The organism is Brevundimonas sp. (genome assembly GCF_044336875.1).
GTDB lineage: Bacteria > Pseudomonadota > Alphaproteobacteria > Caulobacterales > Caulobacteraceae > Brevundimonas.
The window spans coordinates 97,407-114,225 of record NZ_JBIIOP010000010.1; the positions used below are offsets into that span (position 1 = coordinate 97,407).

Consider the following 16,819-nt stretch of genomic DNA (forward strand, 5'->3'; position numbering starts at 1 on the left):
GGTCTAGACCCGCAAAGGCCGCGCTGCAAGGCTGGCCGACGTTCGTTCAGGAGCCCGCATGACCGACTTTCGTCCAGACCCCGCCTTCGCCGCCGGATCCATCGCCGCCGCCGAATGGCCGCTGTGTCACGTGCGGCTGCAGGACGATGCGCGGTTCCCGTGGCTGATCCTGATTCCGCGCGTCACGGGGGCGGTGGAGCTGGAGGATCTGAGCCTCGAACAACGGGCGATGCTGATGGAGGAGACGGTGCGGGCGGGGGCGCTGGTGCGGCGGTTGGGCGAGGTCGAGAAGCTGAACGTCGGGGCGATCGGCAATGTGACCGCCCAGCTGCACCTCCATGTGGTGGGCCGCCGCCGCGACGACGGCCTGTGGCCCGATCCGGTCTGGGGGCGGGGACCGGCGGTCCCCTATGCGGTCGAGGTCAGGGCGAGGCTGCTGGCGATCCTTGCGGGAGGATGAATTCCTTCTGTCCTTCCCTCCCTTCTTGTTCTGGAATTTCAGAGACAAGGCCGAGAACCTCCTGTCTTCGGCGGGCGGGTCTTCCAATCAGATGATGTCCAGCGGGGTTTCCCGCGTCGGGGGCGGGAAGGCCTGATCGAGGCGTTCCAGATCCTCAAGATCGAACTGGACCTCCAGGGCGTCGGCGTTGGCCTCGACGTGTTCGACCGAACTGGCCTTGGGAATGGCGATGACGCCATCGTGGCGCAGGACGGCGGCCAGGGCGATCTGGGCCGGGTCGGCCGAGTGGCGGTTGGCCAGGTCCAGGATCAGCGGATGTTCCAGCAGGCCGCCGCGCCCCAGGGGCGAATAGGCCATCATCGGCATGTCGCGGGCCTGCATCCAGGGCAGGAGGTCGAACTCCACCCCGCGCGAACCCAGGTTGTAGAGCAGCTGGTTGGCGGCGCAGTCCTGGCCGCCCTCGATCTCCTCCAGCCGCTGCATGGCGCGAAGATCCAGGTTGGACACGCCCCAGCGGGCGATCATCCCCTCGTCGACCAGTTCCTGGAAGGCGGCGACCGTCTCCTCCAGCGGGACGTGGCCTTCCCAGTGCAGCAGATAGAGGTCCAGCCGATCGGTCCCCAGTCGTTCCAGCGACTTCTCGCAGGCCAGCATCATCTTCATCTCGGAGGCGTTGTCGGGCCTGACCTTGGAGACCAGGAAGACCTCGTCGCGACGGCCGGCGATGACCTCGCCCACCAGGCGTTCGGAACGGCCGTCGCCATAGATCTCGGCCGTGTCGATCAGGGTCAGGCCCAGGTCGATGCCGCGCGCCAGGGTCTGCTGTTCCTCGTCGCGCCAGGCGGGGTCGTCGCCCAGCTCCCAGGCGCCTTGGCCGAGGGCGGGAACGGTCGTACCGTCGGAGAAGGTGACGAGGCGGGTCATATCCGTCCTGACCTGTAATGAGCGGCGCGAACGCCGCCGCGAGGGGTGGAAGTGGGAGGTTGCGATGCGCACCCGGCTTATCAAGACCGACGGGCTTGTCCAACAGGTGCTGGAGGCCGGATACGCCCTGGCTAACGCGCCTCTGGTCCTGCTGATCCATGGCTTCCCCGAACTGGGGATCAGCTGGCGGGCCCAGGTCGAGGCCCTGTCGGCGGCGGGATTCCATGTCGTGGCCCCGGACATGCGCGGTTATGGCGGCACGGACAAGCCCCGGGACGCGGCGGCCTATTCGATCCTGCATCTGGTCGGGGACATGGTCGATCTGGTCCGGGCGCTGGGCAAGACCGATTGCGTCGTCGTCGGTCACGACTGGGGCGCGCCGGTCGCCTGGCACTGCGCCCTGCTGAGGCCCGACCTGTTCACGGCCGTGGCCGGGCTGTCGGTGCCGTTCCAGCCGCGCCGGACCAAGGGGCCGCCCACGGCCGCCATGGCGGCGATCGCGAAACGCGCCGGTCTGGGCGAGCTCTATATCAACCGGTTCCAGGCGGCGGACGCCCATGCGGCGCTGGAGGCCGATCCGGCGACGACCCTGCGCAAGCTGTTCTTCGCCTATGACGGGGCGACGCCGGCGGCGAAACGGTCGACGGGCTTCATGCCGCAAGGCGTCAGCCTGCTGGACAGTATCGACGACGGCGCGACGGTCCCGCCGTGGATGAGCGCGGCGCATTTCGACGAATATGTGGAGGCCTTCGCCGCCGGCGGATTCGACGGGCCGCTGAACTGGTACCGGGCGGTGGACCTCAACTGGACTCTGACGGGGTTCCTGCAGGACCAGAGGATCCGGCGACCGGCCCTGTTCATCGTCGGCGAGGACGATCCGGTGCGCCATTACGCCGGGCCGGCGGAGGCGGGGCTGAAGGACTGGGCTCCGAACCTGGTCCGGTCGGTGGTCGTGCCCGGGGCGGGCCACTGGATCCAGCAGGAGCGGGCGGAGGAGGTGAACGGCCTGTTGCTGGACTTCCTGGCCACCGCAGGGCGGTTGGCGCGTTAGGGTTAAAGGAAGGAACGGCGCTTACAGTCCGCCTTCTCCCAGGCGGGTCTCCACGCCCCGCCGCCTATGGGTTCCGGAGACCGGGCGTCCGTGTTCAAGTCGTTGCTTCCAGATCGTCCCGGCACGGAGCCGCTGGCCCAGGCCTTCCGCGCCTGCCGGACCCATTTCGTCTGGGCGGCGGTGTTCAGCGCCCTGGTCAATCTGCTGTACCTGGCGCCGACCCTCTACATGCTGCAGGTCTATGACCGGGTGGTGCCGACCGGCGGCCTGACCACCCTGGCGCTGATGACGGTGGTGGCGGTCTTCGCCCTGGCCTGTCTGGCGATGCTGGACTGGTTGCGGGGGCGGCTGCTGTTGCGCGCCGGCCTGAGGCTGGACCGGCTGCTGTCCGGGCGGATCCTGGCGCGGGTGGTGGATATCCAGGCCCGCGCGACGGGACAGGCGCCGGGCAGCCAGGCGTTGAGGGAGTTCGACAATGTGCGGACGGCCGTGTCCGGACCGGGCGCCCTGGCCCTGTTCGACGCGCCGTGGACGCCGCTGTATCTGGCCTGCTGTTTTCTGCTGCATCCGGCGATCGGCCTGCTGACCCTGGTCGGCGGCCTGATCCTGTTCGGCCTGGCCTGGATGAACGAGCGCGACAGCCGGCCCCGGCTGGCCAAGGCCATACAATCCAACGCCGCCGCCTATGCCGCCCAGGAGAGCGTCGCCGGCCAGGCCGAGGTGGTGCGGGCCCTGGGCATGCGCGGATCCAGCATCGCGCGTCAGATCGACCAGAGGCGCGGCGCCGTGGCCCAGCAGGCCGACGCGCAGCTGGCCGGGGGCCGATATACGGGCGTGATCAAATTCGTGCGGCTGGTGCTGCAGTCGTTCGCCCTGGGCCTGGCCGCCTATCTGGTGGTGAAGGGCGACATCTCGTCCGGCTCGATCATCGCCGCCTCCGTGCTGCTGAGCCGGGCGGTGGCGCCGGTCGAACTTCTGGTCGGGGCCTGGCCGGGGCTGGTCCAGGCGCGCGCCAGCTGGAAGACCCTGACCGACCTGTTCGCCCAGACCGCCAGCCAGGACAGGGCGCGCACCGCCCTGCCGGCGCCGCAGGGGCGGTTGCGGCTGGAGGGGGTGACGGTGCGCCTGCCCGACACCGAGGCGCCGCAGTTGCGCCACGCCGTCCTGGCGCTGGAGCCGGGCCAGACCCTGGGCGTCATCGGCGCCAGCGGCTCGGGCAAGACCACCCTGGCGCGGGTCATCGCCGGCGCCCTGGTCCCGACCGCGGGCGTGGCGCGTCTGGACGGGGCCGAGTATGCGGCCCGGGACGGCGACGAACTGGCGCGTTTCATCGGTTATATGCCGCAGGTTCCCAGCCTGTTCGCCGGGTCGATCAAGGACAATATCTCGCGCTTCTCGGCCGCGACCGGCGTCGATCCGACCGAGATCGACCGGAGCGCGGTCGCCGCCGCCGTGGCCGCAGGCGCGCATGAGATGATCCTGCGCCTGCCCCACGGCTATGACACCGAACTCGGTCCCTATGGCGCGGGGGTCTCGGCCGGCCAGGCCCAGCGCATCGCCCTGGCCCGCGCGCTTTACGGCGATCCGCGCCTGCTGGTGCTGGATGAGCCGAACTCCAATCTGGATCAGGAGGGCGAGACGGCCCTGATGACCGCCATAATGGACGCCGCCTCGCGCGGCGCGGCGGTGGTCGTGGTCGCCCACAGGGCCGGGGTCCTGGGCCGGGTCGACCGATTGCTGGTGATGCGCGACGGCGCCGTCCAGTTGGAGGGGCCGCGCGAGGAGGTCCTGACGCGAATGCGCGACGCGGCGCCCCAGATCGCCCCGACCGCCCAGACCGGAAAGGCCGCGCGATGAGCCTCGCCCAAACGACTCGGACGGAAGCGACGGATTCGCCCCGTCGCGAACTGATGCTCGGCGGCGTCGTCATCGTCGCCTTCTTCGTGCTGTTCCTGGGCTGGGCGGCGTTCGCGCCGCTGGACGCGGGGGCCTTCGCCCAGGGCCAGGTGGCGGTGTCCGGCAATCGTCAGGCGGTGCAGCACCGCGACGGCGGCGTGGTCAGCGACCTGAAGGTGGCCGAGGGCGACCGCGTGAGGCAGGGTCAGGTGCTGGTCGAGCTGAACGCCGGCGAACTGAGGGCCAGCGAACGGGGCGCGACGGGTCAGGTGTTCGCGCTTCTGGCCCAGCGTTCGCGCCTGATCGCCGAACGCGACCGCCTGCCTCTCCTGCCCGTGCCGCCGGAATTCGCCGATCTGTCCGATGCGGACAGGGCGCTGGCCGACGAGGCCATGCGGCTTCAGCGGCTGCAGTATTCGGCGCGCGGCGCCGGGCGGTCGACCGAGACCGGGGTGCTGAACCAGCGGATCGGGCAGTTGCGGGACCAGATGGACGGCTACGAGCGCCAGATCGAGGCCAACACCACCCAGCAGCGGCTGATCGCCGATGAGCTGGAGGGGCTCAGGTCGCTGGCGGCCCGGGGTTATGCGCCGATGACGCGGGTCCGGGCCCTGGAACGCACCGCCGCCGCCCTGGAAGGCGAACAGGGCGCCCTGCGCGCCCAGGTCGCCAGCACGCGTGAACAGATCGGCGAGACCCGGCTGCAGACCCTGGGCGTCTCCACCAGGATGAACGAGGACGTCGCCGAACAGCTGAGGCAGGTCGAGGTGCAGCTGAACGACCTGCGTCCCCGCATGGTGGAGCTGCGCGACCAGCTGGCGCGGGCCGAAATCCGCAGCCCGGCGACGGGCCAGGTGGTCGGCCTGACGGTCTTCACCCGGGGCGGGGTGATCCAGCCGGGCCAGACCCTGATGGAGGTGGTGCCGGACGAGGCCTCGCAGGTGATCATCGCCCAGGTCGATCCGGCCGACATCGACAATCTGCGCGTCGGGCTGGACACCGAGGTCAAATTCCCCGGCCTGCGCGAACGCAATCCGCCGATCGTCCACGGCCGGGTCACCCGTATCTCGGCCGACAGTTTCACCGACGAGGCGACCGGCCGCAGCCATTTCCGCGCCGAGGTGGTGGTGCCGCCGACGGAGCTGGAGAAACTGGGACGGGCGGCGCGCAGCATCCGTTCGGGCATGCCGGTGCAGGTGGTCATACTGACGCGCAAGCGCACGGCCCTGTCGTATCTGTTCGAACCCCTGACGCAGAGCCTTTGGCGGTCCGGGGCCGAGCAGTAGGTTCTCAGCCGACCAGGATCAGCCGGCCAGGATCAGGCGGCCTGGGCCGTCTCGAGCTGGTCGCGGACGTCTGCGACGATCTCCAGGCTGCGGATACGGGCGGCGTTGTCGAAGGCCATGCCGGTGACCATCAGTTCGTCGACCCCGGTCAGGGCGATGAAGTCGGCCAGCTGCGTCTTGACCGTCTCCGGTCCGCCGATGGCGGAATAGAGCAGGCGGCTGCGGGCACTTTCGATCTGCTGCGGCGTCAGGACGCTGGTGATGTCGTCCACCGGCGGGGGCAGTTTGCCGGGCTTGCCGGTCGAGAGACGGGCGAAGCTCTGCTGCATCGAGGTCGACAGGCGCACCCCGGCCTCGTCCGTGTCGGCGGCGAAGACATTGATCGCGGCCATGGCGTGGGGCTTGGCCAGCCGGTCCGAGGGGGTGAAGCTGCGGCGGTACAGGGCCAGGGCCTCGAGCAGGAGTTCGGGCGCGAAATGGCTGGCGAAGGCGTAGGGCAGGCCCAGCTGGCCGGCCAGCTGGGCGCTGAACAGGCTGGAGCCCAGCAGCCAGACCGGCACGCGCAGGCCTGCGCCGGGGACGGCGCGCACCTGCTGATGCTCGGCGGCGGGCTCGAACCACTGGATCAGTTCGACCACGTCGCGCGGGAACTGGTCGGCGCCCTCGAAATAGCGACGCAGGGCGCGGGCCGTGGCGCCGTCCGTGCCGGGCGCGCGACCCAGGCCGACGTCGATGCGGCCGGGGAACAGGGTCTCGAGCGTGCCGAACTGTTCGGCGACGACCAGGGGGGCGTGGTTGGGCAGCATGACCCCGCCCGAGCCGACGCGGATCCGTTCGGTCCCCGCCGCCACATGACCGATGACGATCGAGGTCGCCGCGCTGGCGATGCCGGGCATGTTGTGGTGTTCGGCCAGCCAGAACCGCTCGTAGCCGAGGCGGTCGGCGGCCTGGGCGAAGGACAGGGTCTCGTCGAGGGCGCGGCGGGCGTCGCCGCCTTCGACGATGGGCGACAGGTCGAGGACTGAGAAGGGGATCATTCGCCCTAGATCGGGGCTGGCCGGTCGCTTTCAAGGGGAACCGCAACCGTGTCGGCGACTTTGACTCCTTTGAACCCGGAGACTGCGCCCAGGAGGCCGCCATGACCGACGCCACATCCAAGACCGACCCCGAGTGCGAAGACGCCCGCGAAGCCGCGGACATGGGCGAGAAGCCCGATCTGGGCCACAGGGCCGACGCCCTGATCGAGGCGCTGGACGGGACCGATTCCGGATCGGACACCCGCGCGGGCTCGCTGCGCGGCGGATCGGCCAGCGGTTCGGACGACGATCCGGACTCGCAGGCGATCAATGACGCCCTGGCCGACGAGGGTCGGGCCTCGGCCGATCCCGATTCGCCCTCGGATGCGGACCCCGATGCGGTCGAGGGATCGGGCCGCCGTTTCGACGGTTCGGGCGGCGATCCGGCGGAAGGCGCGCGCCAAGACTGAACGCGACGCCTTGCTGCCGCCGCATCCATGCGCCACGGTTGCGCTTCGACCATGGGTCCAAGGGACGATTCCCCGATGATACGCCGTCTGGCGGCCTCGGCCGCCTTAGTTACGTTCTGCCTTGCGGGTTGCGGAGACCGGTCGAAGACCGAAGAGACGCCCCCGCCCGAGGCCGCAGTCGCCGCGCCCAGCGAGAAGATCGCCCCGCCGCAAACCCCGGCGGAGGCGGCGCCTCCGGTCGAGGCGAGCGAAGTCGTCCTGCCCGCCGCGCCCGGCGCCCCGACCTATGCCGCCCTCTATCCGGGGGCCGCCCTGGACCAGCCGGCGACGACCGCCGCCGGTCCGGACGGGGAAGGCGGGCTGGTGACCTTCCGCACCGACGCCACGCCGGACGAGGTGGTGGCCTTCTATCGCGACCGCGCCGAACAGGCCGGCCTGACGACGGTCATGGGCATGAACCAGGGCGACGCCCGCGCCTATGGAGCGGCCGGCGGAAACGCCGGTTCGACCAATCTTCAGGTCGTCGCCGCTCCGGGCGAGGCCGGAGAGACCTCGGTGCAGCTGAGCTGGAGCGCCGGCCTGTGAGGCCGGTCGCCGCTCTGGTCGCGGCGACCCTGATCGCGCCCCTGGCCGTCGGGGCCTGTGCGCCGGCCGCGCGGCCTTCGTCCCATCCCGTCTTCATCGCCACGGACACGGGCTATCTGCAGCCCGGCGATCTGGCGCGGCTGGCCGAGGCGGTTCCGCCCGCGCCCGCCGAGGGCTCGGCCCAGGCCCTGGCGGACAGGGCGGCCTCGGCGCGGTTCGCGGCGCTGGAGGACACGGATCGCTGGCTGCTGGCGACCTCGCACGCCGAACTGCGCCCGCCCCTGGCCCTGCAGCATTTCGACTGCGCCCTTGGCGTGCGGCTGGGATCGGCCGAGACGCCGGTGCTGGACCGGATGGCGGCCCGGGCCTTCCATGACGCCAACGCCGTGGCCGAACAGGTCAAGGCCAGGGCCTTCCGCGCCCGGCCGGTCGGAGACGACCCGGACCGCCGCGCCTGCCAGACCCTGACCCCGGCCGGACGGGCCAGCGCCTCCTATCCGTCCGGCAGCGCGGCCGTCGGAACGGCCTATGCCGAGACCCTGGCCCTGATCCAGCCCGAACGGGCGGACGCGGTGCGGCGGATCGGCCACGAGATCGGCGTCAGCCGCCTGGTCTGCGCCATGCATTATCCCGGCGACGTGGCGGCGGGCGAGGCGGTCGGCCGTGCGGTCATGGCCGAGATCGCCGCCACCCCGACCTTCCAGGCCGAGGCCGACGAGGCCCGCCGCGAGATCGAGGCGGCGCGGGCGACCGGACGGACCAATCCCGGCTGCGCGGCGGAACGCGCGGCCCTGGCGATCGCCCTGCCCTGACATGCTGGGCGTCCTGCTCCTGCTGGCGACGGCGCAGGCGGGGGACCCGCCCGCCGCGCGCGCCTGCACCCCGGCCGAGATCCGCGACCTGACCACCCCGTCCGACCAGGCCTATCGGCTGGCGTGCCGCGCCGACCTGACGGGCGGGATGGTGCGGCGGCGCATCCTGATCGAGGGGGCGGAGGCGTCCGGCGCGGGAATCGACTGCGGCGGCGGCGTGATCCGCCCGCCGGGCGAGCCGACCTCGCAGGCGCCGACGGTGGCCGTCTGGTCCCGCCGCGAAACCGGGGCGGAGGGAGAGGCCTGGAGCCGACCGGTCGGCGCGTTCGTGCGGAACTGCACCGTGTTCGGAAACGTGCGGATCTGGGGCATGGGAGCGGGCGGCTCGATGCGCGACCTGCTGGCCTCGTCGCGGACCGCTGGCCACACGATCGCGGCCCAGAACGCCGCCCCGCTGGGGACCGTGCTGGAGCGGGTGCGGTTCGAGGGGGTTGGGACCATTCCTCTCTATGTCGGTCCCGGCGTGACGAGGACGACGGTGACGCGGTCGCGGTTCTCGGGGCGGTCGGTGTCGGCGGCCGTCTATCTGGACGCCGAGAGCGCGGGCGCCCTGATCCAGGACAACGACTTCACCATTCGCACCGGTCGCGAACAGATCGCCGTGGACGGGTCCGGCGCCAACCGCATCCTCGGCAACCGCTTCGCCCTGGGCGGTCGGGGCGGGGTCTTCCTGTACCGCAACTGCGGCGAGGACGGGGTGATCCGCCATCAGACCCCGTCCTATAATCAGATTACGGACAATGTGTTCGCCGGGGCGGGCTGGCTGCGTCCCCGGACGGTGGTCGTCGGGGCGCGGGAGGGAAACCGCAACTACTGCGGCGACGACGCCGGCTATCCGTTCGGCTCCAGCCTGGACGACGGCGACGGGGCGACCGGCAATCTGGTGACGCGGAACCGGACCCGGCGATAGGTCTCGCACTTGCGAAAAGACCGCGTCTCGGCCCTATTGCCGGGATGACGCCTCGGGGGATGCATCGGATGAGACTGGCCCTGCTTCTGACGTCCCTGGCGCTGGCCCTGGGACTGGCCGTGCTGACGACCCAGACGCCGAGGCCGCAGCCCGCCGGCCTCGCCGCGACCGGTTTTTCGGCCGAAAGGGCCATGACCGATGTGCGCCGCATCGCCCGCGCGCCTCATCCGGTCGGTTCGACCGAACACGGGCTGGTCCAGGCCTATCTGCAGGGGCGGATGACGCAGCTGGGGCTGAATCCGACCCTGCAGGCGGGCGCCCTGTCGCCGGCCGCCGTGGGCCGGATCGCGGATCGGGGCGAAAGCGTGGACGGTCTGTCGGTGGTCAATCTGGTCGGCGTCCTGCCGGGGCGGAACCCCCGCCTGCCGGCGGTGGTGTTGATGGCCCATTACGACAGCGTGCCGGGCTCGCCCGGCGCCGCCGACGACGCCAGCGGGGTGGCGGCCATCCTGGAGGCCGTGCGGGCGATCAAGGCGCGCGGTCCGGCCGACCGGACCCTGGTCGTGCTGCTGACGGACGGAGAAGAGCTGAACCTGGACGGGGCGCGGGCCTTCTTCAGCGAACACCCCTTGCGTGACCGGGTCGGGGCCGTGGTCAATCTGGAGGCGCGGGGCGGCGGCGGCCGGGCCATGATGTTCGAGACCGGGCCGGGCAACGCCGAGACCATCGACCTGTATGCGCGGGCGATGCGCGACGCCGACGGCGGGCCGGCCAGCAACGCCCTGGCCATCTTCGTCTATCGGCTGATGCCGAACGGGACCGACTTCTCCATCGCCGCCAACCGGGGCGTCGCCGGGGTCAATCTGGCCTTCCTCGGCCGGCCGTCCCAGTATCATTCGCCCAGTTCGACGCCGGACGCCCTGGACCAGGGCAGCCTGCAACATATCGGCTCCCAGGCGCTGGAGGCGGCCGACGCCTTCCTGCGCGCGCCGGTCCTGCCCAGGGCGACGGCCAACGCCGTCTATGCCGACGTCTTCGGCCTGGGGGTGGTGCGGCATGGGCCAGGGACGGGCTGGATCCTGCTGGGGGCGGCCGGCCTGCTGACCGCCTTCGCCGCCTGGGGGGCGCGTCATGCGACGGGCCTGACCTGGCGACAGGGGATCAAGGGCCTGACCGGCGGCCTGTGGCTGCTGGCCGCAGGCGTGGTCTTCGCCCAGGCCGTTCGGGTGTTGGCCGGGCCGGTCGGGAGCCGGAGCCAGTCGGCCGAGACCTATTATCTGCTGCTGCGCCGTCTTCCGTGGATGGAGGCGGGGGTGGGGCTGGCGATACTGGCGGTCGCCGTCGTCCTGATGGCGGGGCGGGCCCTGGTCGGGCGCAGGCTGCTGGCGGCGGCGGTGGGTGCGGCGGCCGTCCTGGCCCTGGCGCTGGGCGGCCTGGACCTAATCACGGCCGGGGCGGCGGCGGTCGCCGTGATACTGAGCCTGTGGCCGGCGGGCGAGGACGAGAGCGTCTGGGGCGGCTGGCTGCTGGGCCTGGGCCATTTCGTCTTCCTGGGCCTCGGCATGGACCGACCCGGCGCCCTGGGGCTGATCGCCCTGCTGATCGTCGTGCTGGCGCGGCCGCTGGCGCCGACGAACCCGGCCTCGGCGCGGACGCTCGCGGCGGTTGGCGCCGCGGCCCTGATCCTGGGCGGCGGGGTGGCCCTGGCGGCGCGGACGGCCGAACCGCCGGTTGCGGCGGAGATCGAAATTCCCTGATATGGGAACGAAACCTTATGGGTTTTCGCGCTAGGGTCGGTGTTCGAGCCGCACGGACCCGCCCGCTTGCATCACGCGCACCATCTGAACCTCTATCCGGTCCTGTCCCTGGCGATCGCGGTCCTGGGGGCCTGGACGGCGCTGGACCTGTTCAACCGCGCCCGCGCCCAGATCGGGACCAACCGGCTGCGCTGGATGGCGGTGGCGGCCCTGGTTCTGGGCGTCAGCATCTGGTCGATGCATTTCATCGCCATGCTGGGCTTCCATCCCGAAATGCCGGCCTCCTACGACATCGGGCTGACCATGCTGTCGCTGTTGCTGGCGGTGGTCGGATCCGGCTTCGCCTTCGTCAGCGTGGGCCGGGTCAGCGCCGGCTACAGGCGGCTGGTCGTCGGCGGGGTGCTGATGGGCCTGGCCATCGTCGGCATGCATTACGTCGGCATGGCCGCGATGCGGACCACGGCGGCCATCGGCTATCGGCCGACCCTGGTGGCCCTGTCGGTGGTGATCGCCATCGGCGCCGCCTTCGCCGCCCTGGTCGCCTCCCGCGCCGAACGGAGCCTGAAGTGGCGCGCCCTGGCGGCCGTCATCCTGGGGGCCGCCATCGCCGCCATGCATCACACCGGCATGGCCGCCGTGGTGCTGACGCCCGTGGCCCATGCGGACATGGGCGCCGGTGTTTCGCCCCTGGGCCTGGCGGCGGCGGTGGCGGCGGGATCGGTCGGTATCCTGTTCCTGGCCATGGGCGCCTCGCTGTTCGATCAGAGGACCAATGTCCTGGCGGCGGTGGACGCCGGCGGGGTCGGCTTCTGGGAGGCCCGGCTGCCGCTGCGGGCGCCGGTGCTGTCGCCACGTGCGCGGACCATATTGTCCGTTCCGCCGGACGGACGGCTGGGCCCGACCGAGATCGGCGACCGACTGTCGCCCGAGGACCGGATTCTGCACCGCGCCGCCCTGGAACAGGCCATCACCGGCGAGGCGGATTATGATCAGGAGTGGTTCCTGCCCGAGACCGGTCGCTGGATCCATCTGCGCGGACGGCTGGTGCGCAGTCGCTCGGGCCGGCCCGAGCGGATGTCCGGCGTCATCACCGACATCACCGACCGACGCGAGGCCTTCGCCGCCCTGGCCGACAGCGAACGCCAGCAGCGGGTCCTGATCAACGAACTGAACCACCGGGTGAAGAACACCCTGGCCACGGTCCAGTCCATCGCCCGCCAGACCGCGCGGCGCACGCCGGACATCAAGGCCTTCATCCCCGTGTTCGAATCCCGGCTGATCGCCCTGTCCAACACCCAGAACCTGCTGACGGCGCACAAGTGGGACGGGGTGGACCTGCGCATCCTGCTGGACCAGGAGTTCGCCCCCTACGCCGCCGAACAGGTCTGTCTGAGCGGTCCGCCGGTCGACCTGGACCCGCGCCAGGCCCTGGGCATGGGGCTGGCCTTCCACGAGATGGCGGTCAACGCCGCCAAATACGGCGCCCTGTTCAACACCACGGGCGTGGTGCGCGTCGACTGGTCCGTCGGCGACGGGCATCTGATGCTGGACTGGGTCGAGAGCGGCGGACCGTCCGTGACGCCGCCGACGCGGCGCGGCTTCGGCTCGGACCTGATCGAATCGACGGTCAATCGCTCGCTGGAAGGGACGGCGGTCCTGGCCTATCCGCCCGAGGGCTTCAGCTTCAGCCTGCGCCTGCCTCTGGGGCCTACGTCAGAAACGGACGTATAGTCTGCGTTCCCTGCATGTTCCGAAAGAGAACATCTTGTGAACCGGAACAAAACGTGTCCATAGTCGGTCTCACGAAACGGGGGCGGGTCCAGGCGGGTCTCTCCCAGGCTTAATGACGGGAATCATGGCAAGGGAGACGAAGGCAATGGCACAGGCGGCTTTGAAACTGGTGGGCAAGGACGACGGCGACAAGCAACGCGCCCTGGAGGCGGCGATCGCACAGATCGATCGCGCCTTCGGCAAGGGCTCGGTGATGAAACTGGGCAAGGCGGGCGTGGTGGCCGAGATCGAGAGCGTCTCGACCGGCTCGCTGGGCCTGGACATGGCGCTGGGCATCGGCGGCCTGCCCGTCGGGCGGGTGATCGAGGTCTTCGGTCCTGAATCCTCGGGCAAGACCACCCTGGCCCTGCACACGGTCGCGGAAGTGCAGAAGAAGGGCGGGGTCGCCGCCTTCGTCGACGCCGAACACGCGCTGGACCCGGTCTACGCCCAGAAGCTGGGCGTGAACCTGGACGACCTGCTGGTGTCCCAGCCGGATACGGGCGAACAGGCGCTGGAGATCGTCGACACCCTGGTCCGTTCGGGCGCCGTGGACATTGTGGTGGTCGACTCGGTGGCGGCCCTGACGCCGCGCGCCGAAATCGAGGGCGAGATGGGCGACAGCCTGCCGGGCCTGCAGGCGCGTCTGATGAGCCAGGCGCTGCGCAAGCTGACGGCCTCGATCTCCAAGTCGAAATGCATCGTCCTGTTCATCAACCAGATCCGTCACAAGATCGGGGTCATGTACGGCTCGCCCGAGACGACGACGGGCGGCAATGCGCTGAAATTCTACGCCTCGGTGCGTCTGGACATCCGCCGCACCGGCGCGATCAAGAACCGCGACGAGGTGGTCGGCAACACCACCCGGGTCAAGGTGGTCAAGAACAAGGTCGCCCCGCCGTTCCGCGAGGTCATCTTCGACATCATGTACGGCGAGGGCATCTCCAAGCTGGGCGAGGTCATCGACCTGGGCGTCAAGGCCGGGGTGATCGAGAAGTCGGGCAGCTGGTTCAGCTATGACTCGACCCGGATCGGCCAGGGCCGCGAGAATGTGCGCGAATTCCTGAAACAGAACCCCGACATCGCCGCCTCGATCGAAAAGGCGGTGCGGGCCTCGACCAACAAGATCGCCGACGAACTGCTGGGCACGCCCGAGCCCGACGAAGGCCAGGATCTCGAAGGCTGACGCCAAGACAGACGGCTGTGCGGCCGGGCGGACCCTGCGGGTTCGCCTCGGCTGCGGCCAAGCCGTTTCACACCCTACTCCGTCGCCCCAAGCGACCCGCCACCGACCCCGCGAAGGGCGGCGGAGCGACCCGCTCGACCTCGTGTCGGGCGGGTCTTTTTTGATTTGTTGCGCCATGCGACCTGAAGCGCGCGCTCTCTCCATCCGCTCATCCCGGCGAAAGCCGGGATGAGCGGAAAAGGAAAAGCCCCAACGCAAAACGGGCGACCCGAAGGCCGCCCGTTCCGTGGTCTGACGATTGACGCAGCCGATCAGGCGGCGGCCTTCTCCGGGGCGAACTTGCCGTAGAAGGTCTCGTTCGTGGCGGCCATATCGCGCAGCAGTTGCGGCACCTTGAACCGGTCGCCGTAGGTCGCGGCCAGGCGGTCCGCCGTCTCGACGAACTGGGCCAGGCCGATGCCGTCGATGAAGCTGATCGGACCGCCGGTCCAGGGCGCGAAGCCCCAGCCCAGAATGGCGCCCAGATCGGCCTCGCGCGGGTCGTCGATGACGCCCTCGGCCCAGCAGCGGGCGACCTCGACGGCCTGACGATACAGCAGGCGGGTCTTCAGTTCGTCGATCTGGGCGAAGGCGGTCGGCTCCTCGGGCCTGTCGATGCCCTTGGTGGTCGGCGCCAGGTCGCTCAGGCCCGGCCAGATGGTCTTGGGCTTCTGGTCATAGTCGTAGAAGCCCTTGCCGTTCTTGCGGCCGAACCGTCCGCCCTCGACCATGGTGGCGACGATCTGCTCGCCCTCGTTCGGCACATATTTGTCGCCCAGATCGGCCTTGGTCTGTTTGGCGATCTTGTAGGACAGGTCCAGGGCGACGTCGTCGTGCATCTCCAGCGGGCCGCGCGGCATTCCGGTCATCCGGCCGACATTGTCGATCAGGGCCGGACCGTAGCCCTCCTCCAGCATGGCCATGCCCTCCATCAGGAAGGTGGAGAAGCAGCGCGAGGTGTAGAAGCCGCGGCTGTCGTTGACGACGATCGGGGTCTTCTTGATCTTCAGCACATAGTCCAGCGCCTTGGCGATCGCCGCCTCGCCGGTCTTCTCGCCCAGGATGATCTCGACCAGCATCATCTTGTCGACGGGCGAGAAGAAGTGGATGCCGATGAAGTCTTCGGGACGAACCGAGGCCTCGGCCAGGCCGGTGATCGGCAGGGTCGAGGTGTTGGAGCCGAAGACGGCGCCCTCGACCAGCTGGGCCTCGGCGCGCTGGGTCACGTCGGCCTTGATCTCGCGGCTTTCGAACACCGCCTCGACCACCAGGTCCGAACCCTTGACGTGGGCGTAGTCTGTGGTCGCCGTGACCAGGGCCAGGGTGGCGTCATACTTCTCTTGCGTCATCTGACCGCGCGACAGACGCTTCTTCAGCAGTTCCTCGACATGGGCCTTGCCCTTGTCGGCGGCTTCCTGGGTCTGGTCGATCAGCACGGTCTCGATGCCGGCCATGACCTGCACATAGGCGATGCCCGCGCCCATCATGCCGGCGCCAAGAACGGAAACCTTGCGCGGATCGGACTTGGGCACGCCGGCCGGACGGACGGCGCCCTTGTCCAGCTCCTGTTTCGACAGGAACAGCGAACGGATCATGGCCTGGGCCTGGGGCGTCATCAGGGTCTTGATGAAATAGCGGGTCTCGATCCGCAGGGCCGCGTCCATCGGAACCTGGGTTCCCTCGTAGACGGCCTTCATCAGGTTCACCACGGCCGGATAGTTGCCGTAGGACTGTTTGCGCAGCATGGCGTTGCCGACCATGAAGTTCTGGATGCCGGCCGGGTGATAGGGGCCGCCGCCGGGCAGTTTGAACGACTTGTCGTCCCACGGCTGGACGGGCTTGCCGCCGTTCCTGATCCAGGTCTTGGCGGCCTCGACCGACTGGCCCTTCTCGACCACCTCATGGACGATGCCGGCGCCCTTGGCGTCGTTGGGGCGGAAGGACTTGCCCTCGCTCATGGCCATCATGGCGTTCTGCACGCCGACCAGGCGCGTCAGGCGCTGGGTGCCGCCGCCGCCGGGGAAGAGGCCGACCTTGATCTCGGGCAGGCCCAGCTGGATCTTGTTGTCGTTCTCGACCACCCGGTAGTGGGTCGCCAGGGTGAACTCCAGCCCGCCGCCCAGGGCCAGGCCGTTGATGGCCGCCGCGATCGGCTTGCCCGAGGTCTCCAGCGCGCGGAAGGCGCCGTTCAGGGTCCAGCCCGCATCGAAGGCCTTCTGCAGGTCGCCGCCGCCGGCCAGCAGGCCAGACGCCATGTCGCCCAGGTCCGCGCCGGCGCAGAAGCCCGAGGCCTTGCCAGAGGTGATGACGGCGCCCTTGATGGATTCGTCGGTCTTGATCCGTTCGACCAGTTGCGGGATTTCGGCCATGACCTTGCCGGTCAGGGTGTTCATCGAACGGCCCGGCACGTCGAAGGTGATCAGGGCGATGCCGTCGGCGTCGACGTCAATCTTGAAGTTTTCCATGTTCTCTCTTCCTCAGATCCTCCCCCATCGGGGGAGGGGGACCGCGAAGCGGTGGAGGGGGCCCACCGCAGACACCGGCGATGGGGCCGGGCGCCGCCGGCCCGGCGGCGACACGCCCCCCCCCAGGCGGGG

14 protein-coding genes are annotated in these 16,819 nt (G+C 70.1%); 11 read left to right on the forward strand and 3 right to left on the reverse strand.

All coding sequences use genetic code 11. The features are described from left to right. The first annotated feature begins 58 nt into the window (after nt 1-58). Nucleotides 59-460 (forward strand): HIT domain-containing protein, encoded by a 402-nt coding sequence (locus ACIQ1T_RS12750; RefSeq protein WP_395944926.1) that lies wholly within the window; start codon nt 59-61, stop codon nt 458-460. A gap of 87 nt (nt 461-547) precedes the next feature. Here the strand turns inward: ACIQ1T_RS12750 and ACIQ1T_RS12755 are convergent, their stop codons facing one another. Beyond that, on the reverse strand, nt 548-1,384 hold the full coding sequence (locus ACIQ1T_RS12755) for an aldo/keto reductase (RefSeq protein ID WP_395944927.1): 837 nt from the start codon (nt 1,382-1,384) through the stop codon (nt 548-550). Between the two features lie 64 nt (nt 1,385-1,448). Between ACIQ1T_RS12755 and ACIQ1T_RS12760 the strand changes: the two genes are divergently transcribed. The 3 genes from ACIQ1T_RS12760 to ACIQ1T_RS12770 all read left to right on the forward strand — a co-directional run bounded on the left by ACIQ1T_RS12760 (nt 1,449) and on the right by ACIQ1T_RS12770 (nt 5,617). Next, nucleotides 1,449-2,435 (forward strand): alpha/beta fold hydrolase, encoded by a 987-nt coding sequence (locus ACIQ1T_RS12760; protein ID WP_395944928.1) that lies wholly within the window; start codon nt 1,449-1,451, stop codon nt 2,433-2,435. Between the two features lie 90 nt (nt 2,436-2,525). Then, nucleotides 2,526-4,292 (forward strand): type I secretion system permease/ATPase, encoded by a 1,767-nt coding sequence (locus ACIQ1T_RS12765; RefSeq protein ID WP_395944929.1) that lies wholly within the window; start codon nt 2,526-2,528, stop codon nt 4,290-4,292. Beyond that, the gene (locus ACIQ1T_RS12770; protein WP_395944930.1) at nt 4,289-5,617 is read left to right on the forward strand and encodes an HlyD family type I secretion periplasmic adaptor subunit; all 1,329 of its coding nucleotides are present in this window, start codon (nt 4,289-4,291) and stop codon (nt 5,615-5,617) included. Before ACIQ1T_RS12765 ends, ACIQ1T_RS12770 begins: the two co-directional genes overlap by 4 nt. Before the next feature lie 32 nt (nt 5,618-5,649). Here ACIQ1T_RS12770 and ACIQ1T_RS12775 read toward each other — a convergent pair whose 3' ends face one another. Then, nucleotides 5,650-6,654 carry an LLM class flavin-dependent oxidoreductase gene (locus ACIQ1T_RS12775; protein WP_395944931.1) on the reverse strand — a complete coding sequence of 335 codons (1,005 nt, stop codon included), beginning with the start codon at nt 6,652-6,654 and terminating at the stop codon, nt 5,650-5,652. A 101-nt stretch (nt 6,655-6,755) separates the two neighbouring features. On the opposite strand from ACIQ1T_RS12775, the gene ACIQ1T_RS12780 reads away from it, so the two are divergent. From ACIQ1T_RS12780 to recA, 7 genes are all read left to right on the forward strand, one after another. Continuing rightward, the gene (locus tag ACIQ1T_RS12780; RefSeq protein WP_395944932.1) at nt 6,756-7,103 is read left to right on the forward strand and encodes a ribonuclease; all 348 of its coding nucleotides are present in this window, start codon (nt 6,756-6,758) and stop codon (nt 7,101-7,103) included. Between the two features lie 75 nt (nt 7,104-7,178). After that, complete coding sequence (locus tag ACIQ1T_RS12785) at nt 7,179-7,688, forward strand: hypothetical protein (protein ID WP_395944933.1); 510 nt, start codon at nt 7,179-7,181, stop codon at nt 7,686-7,688. After that, nucleotides 7,685-8,500, forward strand: coding sequence for a phosphatase PAP2 family protein (locus ACIQ1T_RS12790; RefSeq protein WP_395944934.1), 816 nt, complete (start codon nt 7,685-7,687; stop codon nt 8,498-8,500). Before ACIQ1T_RS12785 ends, ACIQ1T_RS12790 begins: the two co-directional genes overlap by 4 nt. A gap of 1 nt (nt 8,501) precedes the next feature. Then, entirely contained in the window at nt 8,502-9,470 is a 969-nt protein-coding gene (locus ACIQ1T_RS12795) for a right-handed parallel beta-helix repeat-containing protein (protein ID WP_395944935.1), read from the forward strand. Nucleotides 9,471-9,538: 68 nt separating this feature from the next. Next, nucleotides 9,539-11,227 carry a M20/M25/M40 family metallo-hydrolase gene (locus tag ACIQ1T_RS12800; RefSeq protein ID WP_395944936.1) on the forward strand — a complete coding sequence of 563 codons (1,689 nt, stop codon included), beginning with the start codon at nt 9,539-9,541 and terminating at the stop codon, nt 11,225-11,227. A gap of 66 nt (nt 11,228-11,293) precedes the next feature. Then, the gene (locus ACIQ1T_RS12805) at nt 11,294-12,958 is read left to right on the forward strand and encodes an MHYT domain-containing protein (protein ID WP_395944937.1); all 1,665 of its coding nucleotides are present in this window, start codon (nt 11,294-11,296) and stop codon (nt 12,956-12,958) included. Nucleotides 12,959-13,103: 145 nt separating this feature from the next. Next, on the forward strand, nt 13,104-14,183 hold the full coding sequence (recA, locus tag ACIQ1T_RS12810; RefSeq protein WP_395944938.1) for a recombinase RecA: 1,080 nt from the start codon (nt 13,104-13,106) through the stop codon (nt 14,181-14,183). A gap of 311 nt (nt 14,184-14,494) precedes the next feature. On the opposite strand, the gene ACIQ1T_RS12815 is transcribed toward recA, so the two are convergent. After that, on the reverse strand, nt 14,495-16,687 hold the full coding sequence (locus ACIQ1T_RS12815) for a 3-hydroxyacyl-CoA dehydrogenase NAD-binding domain-containing protein (RefSeq protein WP_395944939.1): 2,193 nt from the start codon (nt 16,685-16,687) through the stop codon (nt 14,495-14,497). Nucleotides 16,688-16,819 lie beyond the last annotated feature (132 nt).

Bases quoted from the DNA above. Each gene is read 5' to 3' on its own strand.
- ACIQ1T_RS12795 (WP_395944935.1), top strand. From the start codon at position 8,502: ATGCTGGGCGTCCTGCTCCTGCTGGCGACGGCGCAGGCGGGGGACCCG.
- ACIQ1T_RS12800 (WP_395944936.1), top strand. From the start codon at position 9,539: ATGAGACTGGCCCTGCTTCTGACGTCCCTGGCGCTGGCCCTGGGACTG.
- ACIQ1T_RS12785 (WP_395944933.1), top strand. From the start codon at position 7,179: ATGATACGCCGTCTGGCGGCCTCGGCCGCCTTAGTTACGTTCTGCCTT.
- ACIQ1T_RS12780 (WP_395944932.1), top strand. From the start codon at position 6,756: ATGACCGACGCCACATCCAAGACCGACCCCGAGTGCGAAGACGCCCGC.
- ACIQ1T_RS12775 (WP_395944931.1), bottom strand. From the start codon at position 6,654: ATGATCCCCTTCTCAGTCCTCGACCTGTCGCCCATCGTCGAAGGCGGC.
- ACIQ1T_RS12760 (WP_395944928.1), top strand. From the start codon at position 1,449: ATGCGCACCCGGCTTATCAAGACCGACGGGCTTGTCCAACAGGTGCTG.
- ACIQ1T_RS12755 (WP_395944927.1), bottom strand. From the start codon at position 1,384: ATGACCCGCCTCGTCACCTTCTCCGACGGTACGACCGTTCCCGCCCTC.
- ACIQ1T_RS12750 (WP_395944926.1), top strand. From the start codon at position 59: ATGACCGACTTTCGTCCAGACCCCGCCTTCGCCGCCGGATCCATCGCC.
- ACIQ1T_RS12815 (WP_395944939.1), bottom strand. From the start codon at position 16,687: ATGGAAAACTTCAAGATTGACGTCGACGCCGACGGCATCGCCCTGATC.
- recA (WP_395944938.1), top strand. From the start codon at position 13,104: ATGGCACAGGCGGCTTTGAAACTGGTGGGCAAGGACGACGGCGACAAG.
- ACIQ1T_RS12770 (WP_395944930.1), top strand. From the start codon at position 4,289: ATGAGCCTCGCCCAAACGACTCGGACGGAAGCGACGGATTCGCCCCGT.